General features: G+C 38.6%; 19 protein-coding genes. 14 read left to right on the forward strand and 5 right to left on the reverse strand.

The features are described from left to right. The first annotated feature begins 55 nt into the window (after positions 1-55). Together guaA and F565_RS0108200 are read left to right on the forward strand one after the other, a co-directional pair. Positions 56-1585: a glutamine-hydrolyzing GMP synthase gene (guaA, locus tag F565_RS0108195; protein ID WP_020212732.1), complete on the forward strand. Its 1530-nt coding sequence runs from the start codon at positions 56-58 to the stop codon at positions 1583-1585. Positions 1586-1924: 339 nt separating this feature from the next. Beyond that, positions 1925-2272, forward strand: a complete 348-nt coding sequence (locus F565_RS0108200; protein WP_020212733.1) for a LysM peptidoglycan-binding domain-containing protein — start codon at positions 1925-1927, stop codon at positions 2270-2272. A 212-nt stretch (positions 2273-2484) separates the two neighbouring features. On the opposite strand, the gene F565_RS22325 is transcribed toward F565_RS0108200, so the two are convergent. Beyond that, a complete protein-coding gene (locus tag F565_RS22325; RefSeq protein WP_020212734.1) occupies positions 2485-5547 on the reverse strand; it encodes a T9SS type B sorting domain-containing protein in 3063 nt (1020 codons plus the stop codon). A gap of 167 nt (positions 5548-5714) precedes the next feature. On the opposite strand from F565_RS22325, the gene F565_RS0108210 reads away from it, so the two are divergent. Genes F565_RS0108210 through F565_RS0108220 form a run of 3 tightly spaced genes read left to right on the forward strand, consistent with a single transcriptional unit; the run spans position 5715 to position 8897 of the window. Beyond that, positions 5715-6704, forward strand: a complete 990-nt coding sequence (locus F565_RS0108210; protein WP_020212735.1) for a GNAT family N-acetyltransferase — start codon at positions 5715-5717, stop codon at positions 6702-6704. Then, positions 6697-8175: an oligosaccharide flippase family protein gene (locus F565_RS0108215; protein ID WP_020212736.1), complete on the forward strand. Its 1479-nt coding sequence runs from the start codon at positions 6697-6699 to the stop codon at positions 8173-8175. The genes F565_RS0108210 and F565_RS0108215 overlap by 8 nt, the downstream gene beginning before the upstream one ends. Further along, positions 8175-8897 (forward strand): acyltransferase, encoded by a 723-nt coding sequence (locus F565_RS0108220; RefSeq protein ID WP_020212737.1) that lies wholly within the window; start codon positions 8175-8177, stop codon positions 8895-8897. Before F565_RS0108215 ends, F565_RS0108220 begins: the two co-directional genes overlap by 1 nt. Positions 8898-8923: 26 nt before the next feature. On the opposite strand, the gene F565_RS0108225 is transcribed toward F565_RS0108220, so the two are convergent. Then, positions 8924-10066 (reverse strand): glycosyltransferase family protein, encoded by a 1143-nt coding sequence (locus F565_RS0108225; protein ID WP_020212738.1) that lies wholly within the window; start codon positions 10064-10066, stop codon positions 8924-8926. Positions 10067-10109: 43 nt separating this feature from the next. Here F565_RS0108225 and F565_RS21360 point away from each other — a divergent pair, with 43 nt between their 5' ends. From F565_RS21360 to F565_RS0108240, 3 genes are read left to right on the forward strand one after another with little or no spacing between them, the layout of a single operon-like run. Beyond that, positions 10110-10931, forward strand: coding sequence for a glycosyltransferase (locus F565_RS21360; protein WP_020212739.1), 822 nt, complete (start codon positions 10110-10112; stop codon positions 10929-10931). After that, positions 10928-11335 (forward strand): sugar 3,4-ketoisomerase, encoded by a 408-nt coding sequence (locus F565_RS0108235; protein ID WP_020212740.1) that lies wholly within the window; start codon positions 10928-10930, stop codon positions 11333-11335. Before F565_RS21360 ends, F565_RS0108235 begins: the two co-directional genes overlap by 4 nt. Continuing rightward, on the forward strand, positions 11332-12429 hold the full coding sequence (locus tag F565_RS0108240; RefSeq protein ID WP_020212741.1) for a glycosyltransferase family 4 protein: 1098 nt from the start codon (positions 11332-11334) through the stop codon (positions 12427-12429). The genes F565_RS0108235 and F565_RS0108240 overlap by 4 nt, the downstream gene beginning before the upstream one ends. Here the strand turns inward: F565_RS0108240 and F565_RS0108245 are convergent. The 3 genes from F565_RS0108245 to F565_RS0108255 form a co-directional block, all read right to left on the reverse strand. After that, positions 12424-13302 (reverse strand): glycosyltransferase family 2 protein, encoded by an 879-nt coding sequence (locus F565_RS0108245; protein ID WP_020212742.1) that lies wholly within the window; start codon positions 13300-13302, stop codon positions 12424-12426. The genes F565_RS0108240 and F565_RS0108245 overlap by 6 nt on opposite strands. Positions 13303-13416: 114 nt before the next feature. Then, positions 13417-14745, reverse strand: coding sequence for a hypothetical protein (locus F565_RS0108250; protein WP_020212743.1), 1329 nt, complete (start codon positions 14743-14745; stop codon positions 13417-13419). Positions 14746-14782: 37 nt separating this feature from the next. Beyond that, positions 14783-15466 (reverse strand): cell division ATP-binding protein FtsE, encoded by a 684-nt coding sequence (locus F565_RS0108255; RefSeq protein WP_026299954.1) that lies wholly within the window; start codon positions 15464-15466, stop codon positions 14783-14785. Between the two features lie 520 nt (positions 15467-15986). Here F565_RS0108255 and F565_RS0108260 point away from each other — a divergent pair. The 6 genes from F565_RS0108260 to F565_RS0108290 all read left to right on the forward strand — a co-directional run bounded on the left by F565_RS0108260 (position 15987) and on the right by F565_RS0108290 (position 26540). Continuing rightward, a complete protein-coding gene (locus F565_RS0108260) occupies positions 15987-19016 on the forward strand; it encodes a tetratricopeptide repeat protein (RefSeq protein ID WP_020212745.1) in 3030 nt (1009 codons plus the stop codon). A gap of 12 nt (positions 19017-19028) precedes the next feature. Next, complete coding sequence (locus tag F565_RS0108265; protein WP_020212746.1) at positions 19029-20786, forward strand: TonB-dependent receptor; 1758 nt, start codon at positions 19029-19031, stop codon at positions 20784-20786. 129 nt (positions 20787-20915) lie between these two features. Next, positions 20916-21368, forward strand: a complete 453-nt coding sequence (locus F565_RS0108270) for a hypothetical protein (protein WP_020212747.1) — start codon at positions 20916-20918, stop codon at positions 21366-21368. A gap of 284 nt (positions 21369-21652) precedes the next feature. Next, on the forward strand, positions 21653-23269 hold the full coding sequence (gene asnB, locus F565_RS0108280; protein ID WP_020212749.1) for an asparagine synthase B: 1617 nt from the start codon (positions 21653-21655) through the stop codon (positions 23267-23269). Positions 23270-23596: 327 nt separating this feature from the next. After that, positions 23597-25537, forward strand: coding sequence for a DNA topoisomerase (ATP-hydrolyzing) subunit B (gene gyrB, locus F565_RS0108285; RefSeq protein WP_020212750.1), 1941 nt, complete (start codon positions 23597-23599; stop codon positions 25535-25537). Next, complete coding sequence (locus F565_RS0108290; protein ID WP_020212751.1) at positions 25530-26540, forward strand: DUF6588 family protein; 1011 nt, start codon at positions 25530-25532, stop codon at positions 26538-26540. Before gyrB ends, F565_RS0108290 begins: the two co-directional genes overlap by 8 nt. Positions 26541-26560: the final 20 nt, after the last annotated feature.

Here is a 26560-nt window from a genome sequence, read left to right on the forward strand (position 1 = left end):
GTAAAAATCTTAAAATCTAATTTTCATTTACCGAAATTATATTTTATTTTTGCACATGCAACACAACGTACTTATTTTAGACTTCGGGTCGCAATACACACAACTTATTGCGCGAAGGGTTCGCGAGCTTAACATCTTCTGCGAAATTTTCCCTTACAATAACCCACCCACAGACCTTTCTTCGTATAAAGCGGTAATACTTTCGGGCAGCCCCTTCTCTGTGAGAGCAGATGATGCGCCACACCCTGATTTGTCGCAAATTCGCGGTAAGCTGCCATTACTGGCTGTGTGCTACGGTGCGCAGTACCTTGCCCATTTTGATGGTGGCGAGGTAGCCCCAAGCAACATACGCGAGTATGGCCGTGCCAACCTGTCTTATATTAAGGACAACGAACCTTTTCTTGAAGGTGTTTCTGAGAATAGCCAGGTATGGATGAGCCATAGTGATACCATAAAAAAACTACCTACAAATGGTGTAGTACTTGCCAGCACTAAAGATGTTGCCAATGCTGCTTATAAAATAGAGGGCGAAACTACATACGCTATTCAATACCACCCGGAAGTGTACCACAGTACCGATGGGAAACAAATGCTGGAAAATTTCCTTGTAAAAATTGCAGAGGTGCCGCAAAGTTTTACACCTAACTCTTTTGTAGAGGATATCGTAGCAGAGCTTAAAGCTAAAATCCAGGACGATAAAGTTGTGCTTGGCCTTTCGGGTGGGGTAGACTCTACCGTGGCTGCCGTACTTTTAAATAAAGCTATTGGGCCAAACCTGTACTGTATTTTTGTAAATAACGGGTTGCTGCGCAAGGACGAGTTTGAAAGCGTATTGCACCAGTATAAAGATATGGGCCTTAACGTAAAAGGCGTTGATGCTGCCGATCGTTTCCTGTCGCAGCTTGCAGGAATATCTGACCCTGAAACAAAACGTAAAACCATAGGCCGTGTGTTTATAGAGGTTTTTGACGACGAAGCTCACCAGCTTACCGATGTTAAATGGCTTGCACAGGGCACTATTTATCCTGACGTGATTGAGTCGGTTTCTGTAAAAGGGCCATCGGCTACAATAAAATCGCACCACAACGTGGGCGGACTTCCAGACTTTATGAAACTTCAGGTGGTAGAGCCTTTACGCATGCTGTTTAAAGATGAGGTGCGCAGGGTAGGGGCTACGTTAGGTATAGACCCGGAGCTTTTAGGCCGTCATCCTTTCCCCGGCCCGGGATTGTCTATACGTATACTTGGAGATATAACTCCGGAGAAAGTACGTATACTGCAAGAGGTAGACCATGTATTTATTAGCGGCCTGCGCGAGCATGGCCTGTATGATAAAGTATGGCAGGCAGGTGCTATATTGCTTCCTGTAAATAGTGTGGGCGTAATGGGCGATGAGCGTACCTACGAAAAAGTTGTAGCATTGCGTGCTGTAGAAAGTACCGATGGTATGACTGCCGACTGGGTGCACTTACCGTACGATTTCCTTATGAAAATAAGTAATGAGATTATAAATAAGGTAAAAGGCGTAAACAGGGTAGTATATGATATTAGCTCTAAGCCGCCTGCAACCATAGAATGGGAATAATATAATATTTAAAATATGAATATTGATTATTTAAATAATAACTAAAACCGCCGAATGGCGGTTTTTTTACGCCCAATGGTATCTTTTGGCTGTTGAATAGTGCATTTAAAATAAATTTAGCAGCCTTTTTCTTTCAATGCAATTTAGGTATATGTTTCGCTAAGTAAAATTTATTAGAATATTACTAAAAAATTAACATAAATATTTGCGTGAAAGGTTTTTTATAAAGCCAAATGTATAATTAGGTAAAAATTATCAAAAAAACGTATTGTGTTGATTTACTTTGATTTAGTGCGTATATTGTAATACACAAAATTTCAACCTAAAAACCACTTTCCTATGATAGCAAAAAAATACCTTATTGCAGTATTATTTACCTGCTTGTTTAGTGGATATGCCAGCGCACAGGATGAAGCTGCAGCCACTACAGAAAAAACTGAAACTGCCGCTACACCGGATGAAGATGAAGAGCTGGTGAGCCATAAAGTGGCTATGGGAGAAACTATTGCACTTATCTCTAAGAAATATAAAGTAAAACCTGCAGACATTTACGAATACAATCCTGATGCTACACAGGGAGTAACCCAAAATGCTATTATATATATACCTATACACAGGGACTATAAGCATACAAAGGCAAAATTGGCTGCGGCAATTGCCGACAATGCAAGCTCTAAAAAGAATTAATTGTTTTTTACTATAGGTTAGTTGTTTTTGCTTAACGCATCTTTAAAGATGTAACCGCTTTATGCAGGTTACATCTTTTTTTTTTGAAGCATACTTAGCTGTACTGATTATGTATATATTAATTGTAAAATAAATCTATTTTGTAATTAATTGTATGTCAGTTGTATTAGGGTTTTATGTAGTGGTTTGTCCCGGCATTAATTTTAGTATTGTTACATAGATACATACACCCATCCTACAATAGGTTCAGGAAAATCAGGGTCATTAAGTTCCAGTACAAAATAGTATGTTCCTGCCGGTACCGTAGTTCCTTCAGATCCTACTTTTTGCACATCGGCAATACCATTCCAGTCGGCATCTTTATGATATCCCGTCCATATTAAATTACCCCAGCGGTTATATATTGTCATTTTAAAATTCAGGAAAATATTACGAAGGCCTTTTACAAAAAAGCCATCGTTTACATTGTCGCCATTAGGTGTTATATAGTTGTAGGTAACAGGGGCACACTTTTTAGTTTTTAATAAAAATGATGCCGTAGTGTGGCAGGTACCATTATCTAACCGAACATATATACGCTCAGGATTTGTGGTTGAAACATACTGGCTTGTATTGTAAATAGGGTCTATGCCCTGGTCTGCACCCTGCTGGTAGCGGTAAAAGGTAACTGTTTCGTTATCATAATTCTTTAATGAGTTGGCATAGGCAGAAAAATCAAACGTGCCAATGCCAAAACCCTGATCGCAGGATACAATATCTTCCGGCTGTATTATTACCGGCGATAATACAAGGCTTACGGGTAGGGTATTGCCATTATTAGTTTCATCGAGTTCTATAACAATACCGGTACCGTCTCCGGTATCATCGGCTACAAAGGTGAGGTTAAAATCAAGCGGTATGCCTATAGGTATTGTAAGGGTAATAAAGTTTTCCTCGCTTTCGCCAATGGCAATATCTTCAAGAGTTTCGGTATAGTCTAAAAATGCACCATTTACATAAATGCTTACGGGTGTTTCGGCGGGCAGTACATCGGTACCATTAATGTTGCTTACCGTATAATGTACATGTATAATACGCGAATTACATTGCTTGTAAACATCGTCTATAGTAACTGTAGCATCAGGAAAGTAACAGTCTTTAATGATAAGCCTGAACGATTTTACATCATAACATCCATTAGCATCCTGCAGGCGTACAAATATTTGCTGATTGTGGGTGCCAATATAAGCTTCAGGATTGCCTATGGCATTAGCGCCATCTATAGCATCCTGTTGTGTTAAATGGAATGTAATAACATCTGAGGGTACATTTTTAAGCGATTGCAGGTAGGCCGAGAAATTAAAACTACCCACGCCACTACCATTAAAAGTTTCGCAGGCAACTACATCGGCCGGTTGCTGCAATATGGGAGATATCCATATTGTAATGGCTACAGGAAGGCTGCTATTATTGTTTTCGTTGAGTTCCCTTACTATTCCTGTACCGTTGCCAGTATCATCTACAACTACAGTTATGGTAAAGTTTAAGCCAAAATTAATAGGTACGGACAAATTTATTGAGGCTGTAAGGCTACCATCTATAGGTATTGCTGCCGTTGTTGCAGTTACAGTTAAAAGAGTTTGGTTAACATAAATAGCTACCGGTGTGGCGGCCGGTAAAATATTAAAGCCATTAAAGTTACTTACTGTATAGGTTAGTATAATATTTCTTGAGTCGCAGGTTTGCGCAATGGTATCTATAACTACAGTACCATCCGGGAACAGGCAATCATCAGTTATCAGTAAAAAAGAAGCAAAAGCTATACAGCCGTGGCTGTCCTCAATACGTAAAAATATCTCTTCAGGATTTGCAGTAGCAAGATAAGCGGCTGCATCTGTAAGTGGTATTGCGTTTTGTGGCACAAGTGCATCAGCTGCGCTATGGTAAAAAGTTACCACGTCGTCCGGATCGTCCATCAATGAAGTAGCATAAACCGAAAAATCGAATACACCCCTGCTACTGCCCAGGCTCGTTTGGCAGGCATGTATATCTGCCGGGTTAGGGGTATATTGTAACCATAAAGATTCGTTTACAGTAAAGGTATTATTGTTCTCATTAGTTTCTGTAACCCTTCTTAAATTATCAACCCAAAAAAGGAGTTCAAAATTGCGGCCATAACTTTCGGGTATGGTTAGTGTAATGGTACCGCTCTCGCTTCCGCCAATAGGTAATTCGGTAGTGGTTTGTGTGGTAGCGATTAAATCGCCATTTATATAAATGCCCACATTAGTACCGGCAGGCAACACATCGGTACTGTTTACATTGCGAACGGTATAATTTATATCTATAGTGCGTGAGCCGCATTGCTTAACAATATCGGCAATAATGGTAGCATCGGGCAGCTGGCTGTTAAGTTTTGTAATAATGGCATTGATCATCACAAAATCTCTTGTTGATGTAAGTTGTATATCTGCCGACTCATCGCCTATGTGTATGTTATCCTGAATATCGTAAATATCCAGGTCCATGTTATACAAGGTAGAGGAGTTTGTAACAGTATTGGTACCGTTAAAAGCATTGTCGGACGGATTTAAGGCATTACTTAAAACATTATTGTTTATTCGTAAAGTTTCTCCAAAATTAAGGTCGGCATCGCCCTCCCACGCTAAAAAGCCAATTTTTGCACCGTTATTATCTATTACATTAAGGCTTGGCAGGTTAATATCTACACTGTAAGGAATGTTTTGGAGCCCATCATTCAGGTTTAATTGATTAAGCGGCAGGGCAGGATTTTCGTAAACTATAACAATGGCCCAGCCGCCAAAGTTTGTTTTGTTGGCACAATAAATACCGTCGTTTGCTACCCACTGGGTAAGATCAAGATCTGATACGGTGTAAGCACCGTTACCGGTTTGCTGAACTTGTGTTGTAACATCGGCAAAGGCACTAAAATAGCTTCTTGATACACCATCGGTTACAAATACAAGCGGAAAGGTACGTTGTGCAGTAACAGCAACATTATTTAATAGGATGTCAAAATCGCCGGTGCCGGAGCCTGCCCAATATAAATAGGCTTTTAAAACGGTGTCGCTATTGGTAAGGTTAAGGCTGGCAGATGAGGATGTATTTATAGTACACTCTGTAGTACCATTATTTTCGGAAGGGTTTAAAGTATTTCCTACAAATGTAAAATCATATCGGCCATTAAACTGCTCATAAAGCCCAACATTTACCTGGCTATACCCGATAGCCGAAAATAAGAGCAGTATGAATATTAAATGTAGTTTTTTTTTCACAGCAGGTAATTTTTCCTAAAATTAACAAAAATATACGAAAGGCAAATTTTTTATACAAAAACAACAACATAATCTCTTCATGTTTGTTTATTATATAGCATGGCGCATATTTTTTGCTATTTTTACGTTTTAAACTACGCTATAAAACGTTTTTGCCCTCATAATTAATGTACACTATAACTCCCTACACTAAAGACCATTTTAGCCAATGGAATGAATTTGTGGCTCAGTCTAAAAACGGCACATTTTTATTTCATCGTGATTTTATGGAATACCATAACGATCGTTTTGAAGATTATTCGCTTATAGTTTTTGAAGGTAAAAATCCTGTTGCACTGCTTCCTGCCCACAGGGTTGAAGGTGCAGTTTATTCGCATTGGGGGCTTACATACGGTGGCTTAATATTAGGTAATAAAATAAAGCTTTCTAATGTAATAAATATTGTAAAACAATTATTACAATATCTTCATGAAAACGGCATAAGTAAACTTCATATAAAAGCGATACCACACATTTACCATAAGGTTCCGGCTGAAGAAATGGAGTATGTGTTGTTTTTAGCCAATGCTAAAATAATCAGGCGTGATTCGCTGGCGGTAATAGATAATTCTTATCCGTTAAAAATAGCTGCCGGCAGGATGGAAGGCGTTAAAAAGGGCAGGATTAATAAATTTAAACTGGAAGAGAGTGACAATCTCAATCTATTTTGGAATGATGTACTTATACCTAATTTACAAAAACGTCATAATACTTTACCTGTACATACGCTGGAAGAAATTAGCCATTTAAAAAATCTGTTTCCGCATGCAATAAAATTGTTTACCGTGTGGCATAATAAAGGTATTGCAGCGGGTACTATTATTTTTGAAACAGAAACTGTAGCCCATGCACAATATATATCTGCTAATGATGATAAGAACCATACCGGAAGCCTCGACTTTTTATATCATGAAATAATTACTACAGTATATGCAGGTAAAAAATATTTCGATTTTGGTATCTCAAACGAACAACAAGGGCGTAAATTAAATGAAGGTCTTGCCTTTTGGAAAGAAAGTTTTGGCGCCCGTACTATGGTTCACGATTTTTATGAGGTGGAAACCGCTAACTTTGAACTCTTGAATAATGTTTTAACAGGAAATAGTATTCGTGTCTGAAAAAGAAAATACATATAAAAATATTATTAAGTCTACTTCTATTTTCGGAATAGTACAGCTTTCTAATTTGCTAATCTCTGTTGTAAGACATAAGTTTTTTGCTGTTATTGTGGGGCCGGCAGGCTATGGTATCTTTAGTTTGATTTATTCAAGCTTCGACCTTGTTAAACAAGGCTCTGGCTTTGGAATTGAAATAACAGGTGTAAAAAAAATCACTGAGAGTACAGAAAAGAAAGATAAAGACAAAGTTGCTGCGATCTTAATAAAATTATCAATCGTTACGGGCATTGTGGGTATGCTTATTTTGATGATGCTGTCATACAAAATAAGTTTTTGGGCATTTGGCGATGGACAAAAAACAGTTGTCATCGTAATGATATCTATAGCAGTTTTTTTTAGGCAGTTAATTGGTGCTCAAACAGCTGTTATGCAGGGAAGTGGAAAATTAAAGTACTTAGCTAAAACTAATTTACTTGGTAACTTTTATAGCTTGTTATTTACGCTGCCTTTATTCTATTTTTTTAAGATAGATGCAATACTTCCCTCAATATTATTATCGGCAATTATAAGCTTTATTATAAGCTATATTTACTATAATAAAATGGATATAGATAAATATCCCATTAGTTTTAAAAAATCTTTTAGAGAGGGTAAAGACATTCTATATTTCGGCGGTCTTATGTCTATAAATGGTTTTTTGCCAATTTTATCTAATTACATTATACAGCTATTCATAAATTCTAATAATGGGGTTGTACAAGTTGGGTTGTTTAACGTTGGCCAATTACTGATAAATTCTTATGTAGGGATTATTTTTACGGCGATGACTATGGAATATTATCCAAGGTTAGTAAGTTTTAACAAAAATAATGAAAAGGAAAGTAGTGCAGTAAATCAGCAGGCTATTATCTCAATACTTATTATCGTGCCTGTTATAGTTTTATTTACAGAGTTTATGCCACTTATCATTAAAATCTTATTAACTAAAAAATTTGAAGGTTCAGTGCCTATGTTATCCTGGATGATCCTTGCAATGTACTTTAAAGCAGTATCATTTTGCATGGGTTATGTTATTATAGCAAGGGCAGATTCTGCAGTATTTATGAAAACTTCTATAATATTTAATACTATTTACGTACTCTTATGTATTGTGGGGTATAACATAGGTGGGCTACAGGGCTTGGGTCTAGGGTTTATGGTCTATTATATTATACATTGCATTGCAATGTATGCTATATCTAAGCTTAGGTATAAATTAGTGTTTGAAAAAAGCTTTTATAAGTTGTTTTCTTTTGGATTAATTTTGTGTACAGTTTTGCTTGCAGTTAATATCTATGCAGAGCCGATAACAAAACATATTATAATATTGTTGCTTTTAACAATTTGTGCCACATTTTCTTACACAGAAATTAATAAGAGAGTAAATATAAAAGCATTGGTTACTAATTATATCGCAAAAAAAAGAAGATAATGGGAATCCGTACTTCAGTTAAAAAAATTTTAAAAGTAAACTGGGTTAAAACATTGTATTTTAATTACACAAAATTTCCATTTGCTGTAGCCAGGCAACTTCCTGTTTATTTTTATGGCAAAGTAAAATTTAACAGTATTAAAGGTACCATAATTATTAATGCCCCAATTAAGCGTGCAATGATAGGTTTTGGCCAGGAATATGAACAAAATACTGTACATATAGGTATTGCAGAAATAGTACTGCATGGCACCATGGTGTTTAATGGGCATGCTCAATTTGCAAAAGATTATTTTATATTTGTAGGGAAAGGTGCTTATGCTGAGTTTGGGCACATGGCTGCAATGGCATCAAGAGGAAAAATAATTTGTACTAATAAAATTAAATTTGGTACCTATGCACGTTCAGGTTCTGAATGCCAATTTATGGATACTAATTTTCATCAAATGATAGATACACAAACGGGTGAACATTTGCCTATGAATGGTACTATTGAGTTAGGGAATTATAATTATATATGCACCGCTGTTTCTGTAATGAAAGATACCAGGACGGGTGATTACTGCACTATAGCATCAAATTCGGTATGCAATAAAGATTACTCATCACTGGGGCAAAATATATTAATTGGCGGAATGCCGGCTAAATTATTAAAGGAAAACATATCCAGAGACTGGCAGGGAGAAATGGCACTGCTTGAAAAATGGGTTATGGTAAATTAATTTAGATAGTTAACATTTTAAGCTGGCTAATTCATTCCCCAAACTTCAAGATATTTTTTTGCCACTTTAATATAATCATGCTCCTTTTCTATAAAAGCCCTTGCCCTGTGTGCGGTAGTAATAATTTCGGTGGGGTTTTCTATAAGGTAGCTTAGTTCTTTTACAAGGGCATCAGTATCGGGTAAAGCATTTACAGCAACTCTTTCTGTCAGGTTATAATGTTTGGTAAACTCTGCCTCGGCACCTGTAAAAACTACTTTTCCTTTTGCCATAGCTTCAAGGGCATTATAACCCTGGTCGTAGGCAAATACCTGGTCGAGTACTATGTGCGCAGTGTCGTATAGCTTAATGTATTCATTATAAGGAATGTTCTCTGTTACAATTATTTCTACATTAGTGGGGTATTTTTCCTGTATAATTGACAGTGCTTCTTCAAAATACTTAATGCCTTTTTTAACGTAACTGTTCCTGTTAATCCCTAAAAAAATAACAACCTTATTAGTTATGGTAAGTGGTATAAATTTTATGGTATCGGTATTAATAGGGTTAGGTATCAGTGGTGCTGTATAGCCCGTTTGCTGCATGGGTATCACGTAATCAATATCAGATGTTATAATGCTTTGTGCACGGCGTTGCAACCAGTTAAATAATTCACGATGGTTTTTATGCGTATATTTAAGAGAGTAGGCATACTGTTTTTTAAGGCTTTTATCTTTTAAATAAGGTGTAAGAATAGAATATTTAAACTTTTCGGCAAGGCAATAATCTATAACGGGTGTTTCGTCGCCACAAACAAGCAGGCTCATGGTGCCATTTTGCTCAAAAAGTTTTTTTAAAAGCCATTGGGCAAAGGCAGGATGCGTTTCAAGCGCATCGCTATTTATAAGCTGTATATGGTCATATCCTTTTAACAGGGGCAGCAACCGGTAAAAACGGTAACCTTTTTCGGTACGCGCCAGGTCAAATTTAGTTAGCTTGTTTACAATACGTTTCACAAACCGCAACAGGGAGTAAGTTTCAAACAGCTTAACGGCAATACTATAGTCGGTTCCATATTGTTTAAAGCCATCGCCCGTGCCCACAACAATTACATCGTGGCCTAATGCGGTTAGTCCTTCTTTTAAAGAATTGTGCAGCCTGCTGTATTCGCCTACTAAAAGTATTTTCATTACACCACCTTAAATTTTTATATTTGTTGTAAATATATAACAATTGGTACAAGCGTTTAAAAATTCGGATATTGAAATTTTGGTAGCCACCATGAACCGGCAATCGCTTGATTTTTTAGTGCCAATGTTCCCAATGCAACACTTTTCTGAATTTAATATACTTGTTGTTAACCAGACTACGCAGGATGCCATGATAACGTCGCACTATCCTCGTGTCAGGGTAATTAATGTGTTCGAAAAAGGGCTGTCTAAAAGCCGCAATCTTGCCCTTACTAATGCAACGGGTAAACTGTGTGTTATTACAGACGATGATGTGGTTTTTAAGGATGATTTCTGCAACCATATTATAAATGCATTTAATGAGAACACGACGGCGGCTCTTATAAGTTTCAGGGTAGAAAAGGCTTTGGGCATGTTGTATAAAAAATATCCCGAAGGGCGGTTAACTGCTACAAAAATGGGCAATCGTTTAAATATTATGTCGATAGAAATGGTTGTAAACCGTGATTTGGTGCAGCAGCATAAAATACAATTTAATGAGAACTTTGGTTTGGGAGCACAGTTTTGTATGGGCGAAGAAGCACTCTTTATAAACCGGATTTATGAAACCGGACTACAAATTATTGTAGAGCCCCGTGTCATTGCAATGCATTTAGTCCAGGATACGCATGCGCGAATTGTTGTTTGGGATAAGTACTATGTACAGGGTGCACTTTTTACAGCCTTGTTTAAAAAAGATTATTACAAATGGGTACTCTTTAAGATAGCATACGAATTAAAATCAAAAAAAATAAAATTAAAAGATGTAGTGGCAGCCATTAAAGCCGCAATTGCAGGAAGGTCCGCCTATAATAAATTACTATGAAAACAACACTTAACGATATACAAATTATAAACCTGCCTGTTGTAGAGGATACAAGGGGCAACCTTGCTTTTATACAGGAGGGTGCTGTGCCTTATGCTTTTAAACGTATTTATTATTTGTATGATGTACCCAGCAGTGCACAAAGAGGCGGGCACTCGCACATACGGCAGCATGAAATACTAATTGCTCTAAGCGGTAGTTTTGATGTGGTTTTAGACGACGGGATCAACAAGCAAACCTATTCTCTTAACAAACCCAGTAAAGGCCTCCATATTGTGGAAGGGATTTGGCGCGAACTGCAAAATTTTTCTTCGGGGGCGGTGTGTTTAGTAATCGCTCAGGATGTTTTTGATGAAAGTGATTATATACGTGGCTACGAAGACTTTTTAGAATCTAAGCAATGAAACTTTTATACATTGCCAATACGCTAACCGGTGCGGGCGGTTTACAAAGGGTACTGCTGTTAAAAGCAGGCTACCTTGCAGAGCGTATGGGCTATAATGTTACTATAATTAGTGCGAACGATAAACCGGGCAAACAAATTTTTTATCCTGTAAGCCCATTATTAAATTGTATTGATATAAGCCCTGCAAAACCTGACAGGATAACTTATTTTAAATCGTATGCAAAACTCTTAAATGAGAGTATTAATGCTGTAGACCCAGACGTAATAATAATGTGCGACAATGGTTTAAAGAGTTTTTTACTCCCTTTTATACTCAAAAAAAAACGCAAACTTGTTTATGAAAGGCATACTCCCAAAATCGTTAAAATTAAAAATGCTTCGGGTAACGCTTTAAAGAGTTTTACTGATACACTTTTGTACAGGTTTATGGATTATAGTGCTGCACAGTTTAACAAATTTGTTGTGGTTACGCAGCAGGGTAAAAGCGAATGGAAAAGTAAAAATTTAGATGTTATACCTAATCCGTTATGGTTTGATACAGATGAGGTAAGCAATCTTGCCGCAAAAAGGGTTATTGCCGTAGGCCGCCATGCTTACGAAAAAGGCTATGACCGTATGTTTACTATCTGGAAACAGGTAATAGATAAATACCCCGACTGGACGCTGGATATTTATGGCGATGACAACCCTGATTATAACATAAGGCAATTAGCGCTTGATAGTGGCCTTACTAATGGCGTTAACTTTTTACCCCCCACCAAAAATATTTTAGAGGCTTATAAAAACGCTTCTATTTACCTCATGACATCGAGGTATGAAGGTTTTGGTATGGTACTTTTGGAAGCCATGGCCTGTGGTGTACCCTGCATAGCTTTTAATTGCCCCGTAGGCCCTGCAGAAATAATAAGCAATAATGAGGATGGTTTTTTAATTGAGGATGGTAATACGGATGCATTTACAAAATCAGTGATTACCCTGATTGAAGATAAAGAGTTACGCTCACAAATGGGGGAGAGGGCAAAAACAAATTCCCGGGCATATAACCTTGATGTTATAATGCAGCAGTGGGATGCTTTATTTAAGTCGTTATAAAGTACACATATAACCTAAGCGATACAGGTCTAAACAAAAAAGGTTAGGGTCTTTTTTTAAGATCAGTGTTTTAAGTAATGGTTTCCCAATTTTAAAAAAGAAACCAACTATTCCTGCAAGACTGTATTTTTTTAATATTTTGTAATATCGCAACAGCGAATTTATATTTTCTATTCCCGGTGCATTGACAAGTAACAGATGCCTGCTTTTTACCGATTCTATACATTTTGCAAAAAAAACAGCATCATTTTCTAAACCTAAATGATAAATGGGGTTATCAATATGTATAATGTTTGCCTTATAATTATATAACTGATAACTAAAGTAAATATCCATGCCATAAAAGTTATCGGTACCGTTGTAATTATTTGCCAGAAAAACCTCTTTATCGATCATGAAATTTCCCGAAAAAATGTTTCCATAAGGGCTTACACTTCGTTCTGCGGCAGTTTTTTGTTCGCGCTCTATACCATATTTGTAGCGTAAGTTGTTTCCCTTTTCAGGATTTTTGGGTTGGTAGGCATATCCACCCATAACTACCTGGTTTTGCTTACCGGCATGTTGTAAATACCGGCTAATAAAATCGCTGCTTACAGGTATTACATCCGCATCAAGGAACAGCAGAGTATTGTATTGTGCTGCAAGAGCCAAATTTTTACGGGTAAGGGTGCGGCCCAGATTACGCGGGTTTTGTATAAAATGGCAATGGGGCAATGCCGTATCGCTTGTGTAAATGGCTTTTAGTGGAGTATGCGGGTTGTCATTGGCAATTATAATTTCGTACTCAGTACCGGTTTCACTGCATTGTTTTTGCAATTCCAGCAAAAGTGCGGTTACATCATAATTATATACAGGAACAAGGATAGACAACATTTAAAGTAATTTATTACAAATGTATTAAAAGCCTGTCCATTCTAATAATTATATTTTTTAGATACATATCTGAACAAATATATTTACCGATTCAGTATTAAGTGATAATGCCCTTCATGCCAACAATCTTTTTAGTTGAGGTTTAAACGCAGTCAGCACGCAAATGATCATTAGAAATTCAAATGGGTAGCTGTATCGGGAATTAGTGCCGTAAGTAGCCATAGCCTGTAAAAGGGAGGCGGAAAAAATAAAGCTAACTATAATAAATTGAGGTGTTATCTTCTTGTTTTTAAAGAATAAAAATATGTGGTAAGGTATTAGCAGCACAAAAATAATTTTTAATGTTACAAGTATAAAGCTTTGTATATACCATACTTCCAAAAAAACTTTGTTGGCATACGTTACATTAAAGTCGTTGTAGTTCCAGTATATAGATGTTTTCCAGAAATCTTTCCATGATATAAATACCTGTTTCGCATAATCTGCAGGATTGTCTATTATGGCTACCGTTGCAAACTCGTTTAATTCGTGCGATAAATCAACAAAATTAAGGCCTGTTTTTTCTGTCAGTTCGGCATGCGCATACCAAATGCTCATGGCTACATCTTTATCTTCGGCTATAGCCTGTTCACGGTACTTTACATATATAGAACTGATAAGGTGGTATTTTTCGGGAGTTTTCTCAGCAAAATAGACACAGTTTTGTGCGGTGGTAATGCCATAATAAGTGGTAGACACAAAGTAACCCGTATTAACTTTATTTACATAAGACCAGCCTAAAAAAGCTATAAGCGAAAAAAAAGGCAATATAAGTAACCGGTTAAAAATTTTTGAGAAGCTGAAATCTTTTAAAGTATATAGACCATAGACTATAAAAGGCATAAAAACAAAAAAGGGCTTAACAAAAGTAAGTAGCCCTAATAATAAACTGATTACAAATACCTGCCTGTAGCCTGCCTGCCCATTATGCAGCAATTTTAATATATGATAAAAACTAACCGTTACCAGCAGTATTATAACAACCTCTGTAAGTATGGCAGTTTCATAAAAAATAACATGTACCATGCTGTTAAGCAACAGCGTGATATATAGAGATGCTATTGTGCTGAATTGCAGCACCCGCAAAGTTTTAAAAAGATATATTGCTGTAACGATACCCAACAGCATTTGATAGACTACCACTAACGGCAACCAGTTATTGGCCATTGCAAGTACAAGGGGATATCCGGGAGTTCGCTCGCCGTCATACCCTGCAATATTAAAATGTAGTAAAAGTTTGGCAAGATCGCTGTAACTTTCGCTATCCGGAAAAATAGTAACTTTCCAGTATAGTGCAATAACAAAAAGCCGGGATAAAATACTAAAAAGTACTATCGCCCTAAAAGGGCTTCGCAGCATAAAGCTGTTTAACTGTTGCAGCTTAAGTGCTATAGTACTTTTCATGAATTGTTACTTCGAAATTTCGTAAGATGTAGGATGTTTAAACTGTTCTCTGCACTACTTCAAACAGGGTACCATTATCGCATTTAAGGGTTTTTCCGGGAAATTTCATTATAAGGGCATAATCATGGGTAGCCATAATTATGGTTTTTCCGTTTTGGTTAATTTCGCGCAACAGCTGCATTACCTCCACACTTGTTTGTGGGTCCAGGTTACCGGTAGGCTCATCTGCCAGGATAACTTCGGGGTCGTTAAGCAGGGCACGGGCTACGGCAACACGCTGTTGTTCCCCACCGGATATTTGGTGCGGCATCTTGTTGGCAGCGCTTTTCATGCCTACCTTATCAAGTACCTCGTTAATCTTAACGTTCATTTCCTGTTTTTCTTTCCAGCCGGTAGCTTTAAGAACAAAAAGCAGGTTTTCGTGTACAGTCCTGTCCGGTAGCAATTTAAAATCCTGAAACACAATACCTATCTTTCTGCGCAGGTAGGGTATATCGCGCTCTTTAAGTTTGGCAAGGTCATACTCTACAAACTCTCCTGTGCCTTCTCTCAGCTTAAGGTCGCCATAAAGGGTTTTCATGAGGCTGCTTTTACCGCTTCCGGTTTTACCTATAATATATAAAAACTCACCGTGGTTTACCTCAAGGTTAATATTAGTAAGTACGGCATTGTTTTCCTGAAAAATGGTAACGTTATTTAGCGATAATACAGGCTGGGACATAGATGTGATGTTAGTATGTGGTAAAAGTAATAAGTTAAGGGCGGTATTCAAAATTTTTATTAGTTTCATTAGTTGTAACTACTTCTTAATACTTTTCATTATAAAAATTTACCACATAGGCACATAGATTATATTAATCTTTAAAACATAGGTTTTACGCCTTTGGCGTTAGATTACATAGCATATCTTGTGAACTATACTATGTACCTGTACCGGAGGTACAACTATGTTGCCTAAATATGCTAATGAGAATATCTCATACATTCTATGTGCCTATGTGGTAAAATATGTGGTAAAATAAGAAAATTTACAGGTGCAGATTATGCTTTTAAGTTTACGAAGCTTGGTTAATCTTAGGTTAAAATTTTTAATCTTTTATATCTGTAATTGTAGGTTTGGCGTTATTGCAGCAGTCAGGACTCCCCTTTTAGGGGTTGGGAGGCTAATACTAAAACCGTAAAAACATCCGTTAAATAATAATAAGAAGTGCTATATTTGGCTACCATAAAACACTAAACACATGCGCAGACTCAACAGGGCCCTGCTGTACTCCCTACCATTCTGGGGGTTAAGCCTTTCGGCACAGCAATCTACCATTTATACCCATCAGCTTAAAGACTACGACAAGGCCGTTTCGCTGTATAACGACAAGCAATACCAGGCCGCGCAGATACTTTTTGAAAAAACAAAATCAGATAACCAGGATACAGATGTTCAGGCAGATTGTGCTTACTACATTGCAGTGAGTGCCATTAAGCTCAACCAAAAAAATGCCGATGTGCTCATGCAGGACTTTGTAGAAGATTATCCTACAAGTACCAAGCAAAACCAGGCTTTTGTAGAAGTAGCCGGTTACCACTTTAGTCAGGGCCACTATAAAGAGGCACTGGAGTGGTATGATAAGGTAGATGAAAGCGCTCTTGGCACTGCCGACAGAGACCGTTATAACTTCCAGAAAGGCTACAGCTATTTTAGCAACGGCGACAAAAAAGAAGCCGATAAGTACCTTACTAAAGTAAAAGACTCTAAAGTATATGGCACACAGGCTAAATACTATTTAGGTTTCCTTGCTTATGAAGGTGATGATTATAAAAAAGCTACCCAGTATTTTGAGCAGGTAGAACAAACGGAAGAGAAAGCAAAGTACAGCGAAAAGCTGTCGTACTTTCAGGCAGACATGGCCTTTAAACAAGGTAATTTCCAAAAGGCTATAGATGTGGGCGTACCTCAATTACCTAAAAGCGATGCCAGCGAAAAATCAGAACTTAACAAGATAATAGGGGAGAGCTACTTTAACCTTGGCCAATATGACAAGGCTATACCATACCTTAAAAACTATAAGGGCACTAAAGGCAAATGGAATAACACCGACTTTTACCAGTTGGGCTATGCTTACTACAAGCAGGGCGATTATGAAAATGCCATTGCCGAATTTAATAAAATAATAGGTGGTAACGATGCTGTAGCTCAAAATGCGTATTACCATTTGGGCGAAAGCTACCTTAAAACCAATAAAAAACAACAGGCTCTCAATGCATTTAAAAATGCATCTGAAATGGAATTTGATGCCAAAATTCAGGAAGACGCCTACCTTAATTATGCTAAGCTGAGCTACGAAATAGGTAACCCGTACCAAAGTGTACCGGGAGTGCTAAGTGCGTTTATGGAAAAATACCCGTCTTCGCCGTTCCGTACAGAGGTTCAGAATTTACTTATCAACTCCTATATTACGTCTAAAAACTACAAGGAAGCTCTTGTGCTTTTAGAAAAAAACAAGTCTCCGGAGAACAGGTTGGCTTATCAAAAGGTAACTTTTTACCGCGGTATGGAATTGTATACCGATGGCGATTATCAAAACGCGCTGGCTTTATTCAAAAAATCGATAACCGAGCAAAAAGACCCAAGGATAACTGCCCGTGCTACCTTTTGGAAAGCAGAAACAGAGTATGTATTAGACCAGTTTAGCGAAGCTCTAATAAGCTTTAAGCAGTTTGCAGGCTTTGCAGAGGCTAAAACTACACCCGAGTTTAAACACATTAATTACAACATTGCCTATACCTACTTTAAACAGAAAGAGTATGAGCAGGCAGCAAAATACTTTGGCGATTATGTAGCTTCGGCCTCAGCCAAAGATGATAAAGTAAGGCTTAACGATTCGTACCTGCGTCTTGGCGACAGCCAGTTTGTTACCGGTAAATACTGGCCGGCTATGGAAGCTTATAACAAGGCTATAGAAATGAATGGTATAGACGGCGATTATGCTTTGTTTCAAAAAGCAATAAGCTATGGCTTTGTAGCAAGGAACGAAAAGAAGATAGAAGACCTTACTAAATTTGTGCAAACATATCCTAAATCGCAATATGCAGATGATGCAATGTACGAGTTGGGTAACACGTATGTAACAGAGAAGCAAACTACTCAGGCTATTGCCACTTACGATAAGCTTATTGCTAATTATAAAGAAAGTGCTTATGTGTCGCGCTCTATTATGCGCCAGGCACTTATTTACTATAATGCAGAGCAGGACGAGAAAGCACTTGTTAAGTTTAAAGAAGTAGTAGCTAAATACCCTAACACGCCGGAGGCTATGGAAGCGGTAGAAACTGCACGCCTTATTTATGTAGACAATGGCCGTACAGATGAGTATGCTACATGGGTTAAAACCCTTGGTTTTGTAGATGTAAGTGATGCCGATCTTGACAATACTGCTTTTGAAGCTGCCGAAAAGCAATACCTTCAAAATAATACCAAGCAGGCAATATCGTCGCTTAGCAGTTATGTGGCTAAATTCCCTAACGGAATATCGTCGCTTAAGGCTAACTTCTACCTGGCTCAATCATATTATGCCGAAGCGTTAGAGAAAAATGCAATACCTCACTACGAGTTTGTAATTTCTAAACCACGCAGCGAGTATACAGAGCAGGCACTTGCAAGGCTTGCACAAATTTACCTTAAAACTAACGATTACGCTGCTGCAACACCGGTGCTTAAGCGTTTAGAGAGCGAAGGAGAGTATCCGCAAAACAAAACGTTTGCCCAGTCTAACCTTATGAAGAGTTATTATGAGCAAAAGGATTATGTCAATGCCGTAATATATGCAGATAAAGTTCTTGCCAATACTAAAACAGAAGACAGGGTTAAGAGTGATGCACAGATTATCGTGGCACGATCTGCCATAAAAACAAACGATGAGGTAAAAGCAAAAGCGGCTTATGCTAAACTGCTTACCATTGCAAAAGGGGAACTTGCTGCAGAGGCATTGTATTATGATGCGTATTTTAAAAACAAGGAAGGTAAATATGAGGCAAGTAACACCACGGTGCAAAAGCTGAGTAAAGATTATTCCGGATACAAATATTTTGGTGCAAAGGGCCTTGTTATAATGGCTAAGAATTTTTACGGATTAAAGGACAGTTTCCAGGCTACTTATATACTGGAAAGCGTTATTAAAAACTTTACCACATATCAGGATGTGGTTCAGGAAGCCCAGACAGAACTCGACAGGATTAAAGCCGAAGAGGGAAAACGCAACTCATCCATCCAAAATTAATTAAAGAAAGCCATGAAGATCAAGTTTCAATATAAGATAGCCATATTAGTTGCATTAGGAGGCCTGCAGGCAACCTATGCGCAAAAAAAGGACGAGAACATAGGTACCGAGGTTGTAAATGTGGTAAAACCATATACACCTACTATATCAGATGCTTTTAAAGTAAAAGAAACACCTGTTATAGAGGATGCCCAGGATGCTCCTAAAGAAGAGATTAAGTACAATATTTTTTCATTTCCGGTAGCATCTACCTTTACCCCGGCAAAAGGTAAGGCTGCTGCGGTAGATAAAGAGAAAAAAGAAAAACTGTTTAAAAACTATGCAACGTTAGGCCTGGGTAACTATGGTACCATTAACGGAGAGTTGTTTGTTACAGAAAATATAGACGATACCCAGTATGTAGGCGGTACGTTTCGCAACCTTTCTTCTCAGGGGGGTATAGACGGTGTAAAGCTTGATGATGCGTACCGCACAACGGGCGTAGACCTTACGTATGGCAACCGTAAAGAAAGCTATACTTTTAATACCGATATTGGTTTCCAGAACCAGCGTTACAATTGGTACGGGCTGCCGGTAGAATACCAGGTTTTTGATGATGCTACACTTGCCGGCATTGATGAAAAGCAAACGTACAATACATTTTATGTAGGTGGAAAAATTGCTACTAAAGACAGTTTCTTCCACGAGGCATCGGCTCAGTACAAGCGCTTTTGGGATGCATTTGGCTCTGCCGAAAACCGTTTCTTTATAAAACCGTCGTTTGATGTGGATATATCTGAAACTAAAGTTAAGGTAGACCTGGTTGCCGATTATGTAGGCGGAGATTTTGAACATAATTACTACACACCCGATGCCCTAAGCTACAGCAACTTTAACCTGGGTATACAGCCAAGCATTGTTTACCAGCAGGCCGACCTTTCGGTACAGTTGGGTGCGGGAGTATTTTACAGTATGGGCAAACAAAACAATGACAGCGATAACAAGTTTTACATCTACCCGCAAATAAAAGCATCTTATAAAGTAGTGGGCGACCTTATGGTAGCTTATGCAGGTGCAGAGGGTAAGCTTAACCAAAACTCGTATGCCGATCTTGCTGGCCAGAACCAGTTTGTATCGCCTACGCTTGCCGTAGTGCCTACAAGCCAGCAATATGATTTATATGTAGGGTTAAAGGGTAAGTTGGCCAATGCCGTATCATACAATATTCGTGGTAGCTACATGAACGAAGATGACAGGGCATTCTTTACCAGTAACAACCCATTCGCTATAACACCGGAGGCTGAGGTTAAAGGATATTCTTATGGTAACTCATTTGGTGTTCTTTATGACAAGCTGAAAACAATTAGCTTCTTTGGAGAATTAAAAGCTGACTTTTCTCAAAATATAACTTTTGGTATTAACGGTACTTACAACAGTTATACAACAGACCAGGAGCAGGCATGGAACTTACCCGAAATTAAAGTAGGCTCGAGCCTGGATGTGAAAATTACAGAAAAATGGTTTGCAGGTGCTAATGTGTTTTTTGTAGGCGACAGGTATGACCGCGTGTTTAATCCTAACCTTACAGATCCTACACTTTTTGATACTCAGTTAGTAACGCTTAAAAGTTATTTCGACCTTAATGCAAATGTGGGTTACAAGTACAACGAACGCCTTACAGGTTTTATTAAGCTAAACAATATTGCTAATCAAAATTACCAAAGGTGGGTAAACTACCAGGTACAGGGATTCCAGTTTTTAATTGGTGCTTCGTATAAGTTTAACTTTTAGTTAGAGCATTAGTTTACAATATTTAACCTGCAAGGTCTTCAAGACCTTGTGGGTTTTAATTTTTCTACACCTTAATGATTTATACCTACAAGGTCTTGAAGACCTTGCAGGAGTTAAACTCCAATAAAAATGAGTGCTTTAAAACAAAATATACTTACGTATTATCTGCAACAGGTAAACGACAAGCTCGATGCCTTTCGCGATATGATAGCTGCCTTAACAAAGGGCGCTGCTAACGATGCCAAAGGTTCTGCCGGAGATAAGCATGAAACAGCCTTGTCTATGATGCACATAGAGCAGGAAAAGCTTAACCGTAAAATTTCTGAATTCCAGGAACAGAAGGCAATCCTCGAAAAAATAAACCCCGGGGCGGTGACGGACAGGGTAGCTCTTGGAAGCCTTGTAAAAGCCAATAACATGTATTTATTTGTAAGCGCCGCGTTACCTAAAATTACGGTAGATGGTATTACGGTTATAGCGCTCTCGCCACAATCGCCACTTGGCACTAAAATGATGGGCATGCGTGCAGAAGATACTTTTGAGATAAACGGAACTAAATATTTAATTCAGGAAATAATATAGTTTTCAGTTACCAGTAGCAGTTGGCAGTAACTGCATAGGTTAAAATTCAAAATGAAGCATTTTTAAAGCCATCCCGTAAGGATGGTTTTTTTTATGAACTGTAATTTTACAGCTACAAATAGTATCGTCTTGCTTAGTAATTGTGTTAATAATCCTGTTTTAAGTTTTAATTTAAAAGCATATTGTGTTTTAATGTTTTTCAATTTAAACTAAAAGTGCAATTTTGTCTTGTTGAGAATAACCAAATAAGGATTTTTAACATAGAACTTAAATTTAGAATCAGGATGTGTGGAATTTTAGCAATAATAGGAAAAGGAAAAGATGAGGCATTAGTAGCGCAACTTTCTAAAAGGATGTCGCACCGCGGCCCCGATGAAAGTGATATTCATGTAACCGAAAAAGGGCACATGCTGGGCCATGAACGCCTTTCTATTGTAGACCTAACTACAGGTAAGCAGCCCATTCAGGGCACAAAAAGTGCATGGATGGTACACAACGGCGAAATTTACAATCACCGCAAACTGCGCGATACTGTGCTAAGCCACCACACATTCAGGACCACATCAGATTCTGAAGTTATTGTTCACCTTTATGAACAGTACGGTTATGAGTTTTGCGATATGCTCGACGGCATTTTTACCTTTGTGGTTATAGATGGCGACGATTTTATTGCAGGCCGCGACCCGCTTGGCGTTAAGCCGCTATATTACGGACTGGATGACAGGGGCAGGATATACTTTGCATCTGAAATGAAAGCCATTGCCGACCAATGCCAGACGTTTTCAACATTCCCTCCGGGTCACTACTACACGCCTAAAACCGGCTTTGTAAAATACTACAGGCCACAGTGGGAAGATGCTAAAAAAGCGGTGGAAGAGGTAGATTTTGCAACCATTCGCCAGTCGTTAACACAAGCGGTTGAAAAAAGGCTTATGAGCGATGTGCCCATCGGGGTGTTGCTTTCGGGAGGGCTGGATTCTTCACTTACATCATCTATCGCGGCAAGGCTTATGAAACGCGGTTCGCAAAAACTGCATTCATTCTCTATTGGGCTTGATGCCATGGCTCCCGATGCTGTTGCTGCCCGTACAGTAGCAGAGTTTTTAGATACAGAACACCACGAAGTACATTTTACCATAGAGCAGGGTATAGAGATACTGGATAAGCTTATCTGGCATTTAGAAACGTATGATGTTACCTCTATCCGTGCCAGTACGCCCATGTACTTTTTAAGCAAAGCAATTACCGATATGGGTATAAAAGTAGTACTATCCGGCGAAGGTGCAGATGAAATATTTGGAGGGTATTTATATTTCCGCAATGCACCATCGGCAGCCGAATTCCAGAAAGAGACAATAGAGAGGGTACAAAAGCTTGCTACTGCCGATTTGCTTCGTGCCGATAAAAGCACAATGGCTCATGGCCTCGAAGCCCGTGTACCGTTCCTTGATAAAGCATTCCTTGAAATGGCCATTAAAATTAAGCCGGAAGAAAAACAGCCAAAAACGTATAACAACGTAGAAAAATATATACTTCGCAAAGCGTTTGATACGCCCGAAGACCCTTACCTGCCACAGGAAGTTTTGTGGAGGCAAAAAGAACAATTTAGTGACGGTGTAGGCTACAACTGGATAGATACCCTTATAGAGTACTGCTCAAGCCAGGTAACTGACGAACAGTTGGATAGTGCCGAGGAACGTTTTCCGTACAACACCCCGGCTACTAAGGAGGCGTACTTTTACAGGTCGGTTTTCTTTAAGCATTTCCCACAGGTTAATGCAGCACAAACCGTGCGTAAATGGATACCAAAATGGCAGGCAAATACCGACCCGAGTGGCCGTGCAAATGCTGCCCATGTTAATGCAGATACTGCCATAGCGCAGTCTAAGATAGTTGTTTAAATTCTAAAGGTTTAAGAATTTAGTTTGTTTGTTTGTGGAGAAGCGTCCTGCAGTTAGCAGGACGTTTTTTGTTTGTTTAAAAACGCTGTTAATCGGTAATATTTCGGGTTAAAAAGTCCTGAATTTTAGCAGATATATTGATTTGAGTTTTTATCAACTACTTAGTTTTAATTAAATAACCTTATCTGTTAGTGTATTCGCAGTATAAAATAAAATTTAATAAAATGTTAATAACTTAGATGCTAAAAAAGGTCAATTAATAGCATTATCGCTTACGTTTCCTTATATTTGTTCGTTAAACTTAAAATTTCGTTAAGATAAAATTTTATGAGTGAGGAAATAAAGAAAAATAGTTATTCAGCAGACAGTATTCAGGCACTGGAAGGGATGGAGCACGTAAGGATGCGCCCTTCGATGTATATAGGAGATGTGGGTGTTCGTGGTTTGCACCACTTAGTTTATGAGGTTGTAGATAACTCTATCGATGAGGCAATGGGTGGCTATTGCGATACCATTGGTGTAGCGATTAACGAAGACGGTTCTGTTACTGTTGAGGATAATGGCCGCGGTATCCCGGTAGATTTACATAAAAAAGAAGGAGTATCTGCCCTTGAGGTAGTTATGACTAAAATAGGCGCCGGAGGTAAATTTGACAAAGACTCTTACAAAGTTTCCGGTGGTCTTCACGGTGTGGGTGTATCGGTGGTAAATGCACTGTCTAACCACATGCGTTCAACTGTTTTTCGTGATGGTAAAATTTATGAACAGGAATACGAAAAAGGTAAATCGCTTTATCCTGTTAAACAGATAGGCGAAACAGAGAAGAGGGGTACTACCCAGACTTTTTACCCGGATGATACTATTTTTACCCAGACTACAGATTTTTCTTACGATACCCTTGCTGCACGTATGCGTGAGCTGTCTTACCTTAACAAAGGGATAACGGTAACGCTTACAGATAAAAGGCAAAAGGATGATAAAGGCGAATATGTATCGGAAGTTTTTCATTCAGATGAAGGCCTTAAAGAGTACGTTCGTTTTTTAGATGGTAACCGTGAGCCTATCATATCGCACGTTATCAGCATGGAAAGCGAAAAAGGCGAGGTGCCTGTAGAGGTGGCACTTATTTATAATACAAGCTACACTGAGAATATTTTCTCGTATGTAAATAATATTAATACCCACGAGGGTGGTACCCACTTATCGGGTTTCCGCAGGGGGTTAACCAATACGCTTAAAAAATATGCCGATAGTTCAGGTTTATTAGATAAACTTAAATTCGAGATATCGGGCGATGACTTCCGTGAGGGGTTAACGGCTATTATATCGGTAAAAGTACAGGAGCCACAGTTTGAAGGCCAAACTAAAACCAAGCTGGGTAACCGCGAGGTTGTAGCACCGGTAAGCCAGGCAGTGAGCGAAATGCTTGAAAACTACCTTGAAGAAAACCCTAACGATGCGCGTATTATTGTGCAAAAGGTTATCCTTGCTGCACAGGCACGCCACGCTGCTAAAAAAGCACGCGAAATGGTACAGCGTAAAACTGTTATGGGTGGTGGCGGATTGCCGGGTAAACTTAGTGACTGTTCTGAGCAGGATCCTGCAAAATGCGAAGTATTCCTTGTAGAGGGCGACTCGGCAGGTGGTACTGCAAAACAGGGGCGCGACAGGGCATTCCAGGCTATACTACCATTAAGGGGTAAAATTCTTAACGTAGAAAAAGCCATGCACCACAAGGTTTTTGAAAATGAAGAGATACGCAACATCTTTACCGCACTTGGTGTTACTATAGGTACTGCAGAAGACAGCAAGGCGCTTAACCTTGAAAAATTGCGTTACCATAAAGTAGTTATTATGTGTGATGCCGACGTTGATGGCAGCCACATTTCTACACTTATATTAACGTTCTTCTTCCGTTTTATGAAGGAACTTATAGAGAATGGCCACGTATTTATTGCTACGCCACCTTTATACCTTGTTAAAAAGGGCACCAAGAAAGAATATGCGTGGACTGAAGCGCAACGCGATGCCATTACCGAAAGGCTTGGCGGAGGTACCGCTATACAGCGTTATAAAGGTCTTGGAGAGATGAATGCAGAGCAGCTATGGGATACTACCATGGACCCTGAGTTCCGCACGCTGCGCCAGGTAGGTATAGACAGCCTGCCGGAAGCCGACAGGATATTCTCTATGCTTATGGGCGACGAAGTACCACCAAGAAGGGAATTTATAGAGAAGAATGCGTCTTATGCGCGAATTGATGCATAGGCAAACAGTTTTAAATATTATGTTTGCAGCCGTCCTGCTTTGCACGGGCAAGGCAACGGCGCAGGCACAGGAATTACAGCAAATAGGGCATCTCATAGACGATGCCCTTATTTTTTCGGATAAGTACATAACCCCCGCTACAGATGCTGCCGTATACCAGTCGGTTTCGGGATGGATTACAAGCCCCAAAAAAACAAAACTTTGGGAGGCTACCATAGCGTTGCATGTAAATGCTTTTTTAACCCCGCAAAGCGACCGTACATTTACCATACACAACAGCGATCTTAGTTTTTTTCAATTAGAAGAGGGCACATCGGCAACGGTGCCCACAGCGGTAGGTAATAAACATCAGGTGTACCTGCACGGGCAGCTTGGTGAAAGCGATGTAAGGCTGGAAACCCCGCAGGGCATCAATATGAAAACAGTAGCATACCCTTATCTTCAGGGATCTTTAGGCTTGCCTTTAGGTACAGAGCTGGTTATAAAATATTCGCCGCAGGTAAACCTTAAAAAAAGTAATTACCAGGTATACGGCTTTGGCTTAAAGCATAACATTAGCCAGTATTTTGACACTATCACTCAAAAGAAATTTCACCTTGCCGCACTCGTGGCCTATTCTAAAGAAGATATATCGGTTAATTTCCTGAATGTAGAAACTGATTATGGCACATTAGGCATAAACAGGATAAACGGTCTTGTAGATACATGGCAGGGGCAGCTAAGTGGTTCTAAAGAATTTGGTAGATGGGAGGCCATGGGGAGTTTTATAGTTACGAGAAGCGAATTTAAATATAGAGTAAGCGGAGATACGGGCACTATAGAAGATATAATCCCGTTGCAATATATCCTTAATACCCGCCTTAAGGAAATTTACAAAACAAGGGTAAATTACATAGGCGAAGCTGCAATTAAATATAATATCGGCAATTTTAATGTACAAACTGTACTTGCTTTTGGGAAATTTATAAATAGTAATGTATCTTTACAATATACAATACATTAAATCAACCCAATTAACAATAT

The organism is Flavobacterium rivuli WB 3.3-2 = DSM 21788, from assembly GCF_000378485.1.
Taxonomy (GTDB): domain Bacteria; phylum Bacteroidota; class Bacteroidia; order Flavobacteriales; family Flavobacteriaceae; genus Flavobacterium; species Flavobacterium rivuli.

Excerpts from the sequence above, each read along its gene's own strand:
- F565_RS0108260 (WP_020212745.1), top strand. The coding sequence starts at position 15,987 with ATGCGCAGACTCAACAGGGCCCTGCTGTACTCCCTACCATTCTGGGGG.
- F565_RS0108245 (WP_020212742.1), bottom strand. The coding sequence starts at position 13,302 with ATGTTGTCTATCCTTGTTCCTGTATATAATTATGATGTAACCGCACTT.
- F565_RS0108290 (WP_020212751.1), top strand. The coding sequence starts at position 25,530 with ATGCATAGGCAAACAGTTTTAAATATTATGTTTGCAGCCGTCCTGCTT.
- F565_RS0108240 (WP_020212741.1), top strand. The coding sequence starts at position 11,332 with ATGAAACTTTTATACATTGCCAATACGCTAACCGGTGCGGGCGGTTTA.
- guaA (WP_020212732.1), top strand. The coding sequence starts at position 56 with ATGCAACACAACGTACTTATTTTAGACTTCGGGTCGCAATACACACAA.
- F565_RS0108270 (WP_020212747.1), top strand. The coding sequence starts at position 20,916 with ATGAGTGCTTTAAAACAAAATATACTTACGTATTATCTGCAACAGGTA.
- F565_RS0108220 (WP_020212737.1), top strand. The coding sequence starts at position 8,175 with ATGGGAATCCGTACTTCAGTTAAAAAAATTTTAAAAGTAAACTGGGTT.
- F565_RS0108210 (WP_020212735.1), top strand. The coding sequence starts at position 5,715 with ATGTACACTATAACTCCCTACACTAAAGACCATTTTAGCCAATGGAAT.
- asnB (WP_020212749.1), top strand. The coding sequence starts at position 21,653 with ATGTGTGGAATTTTAGCAATAATAGGAAAAGGAAAAGATGAGGCATTA.
- F565_RS0108255 (WP_026299954.1), bottom strand. The coding sequence starts at position 15,466 with ATGTCCCAGCCTGTATTATCGCTAAATAACGTTACCATTTTTCAGGAA.
- F565_RS0108225 (WP_020212738.1), bottom strand. The coding sequence starts at position 10,066 with ATGAAAATACTTTTAGTAGGCGAATACAGCAGGCTGCACAATTCTTTA.
- F565_RS0108250 (WP_020212743.1), bottom strand. The coding sequence starts at position 14,745 with ATGAAAAGTACTATAGCACTTAAGCTGCAACAGTTAAACAGCTTTATG.
- F565_RS0108265 (WP_020212746.1), top strand. The coding sequence starts at position 19,029 with ATGAAGATCAAGTTTCAATATAAGATAGCCATATTAGTTGCATTAGGA.
- F565_RS0108200 (WP_020212733.1), top strand. The coding sequence starts at position 1,925 with ATGATAGCAAAAAAATACCTTATTGCAGTATTATTTACCTGCTTGTTT.
- F565_RS0108235 (WP_020212740.1), top strand. The coding sequence starts at position 10,928 with ATGAAAACAACACTTAACGATATACAAATTATAAACCTGCCTGTTGTA.
- gyrB (WP_020212750.1), top strand. The coding sequence starts at position 23,597 with ATGAGTGAGGAAATAAAGAAAAATAGTTATTCAGCAGACAGTATTCAG.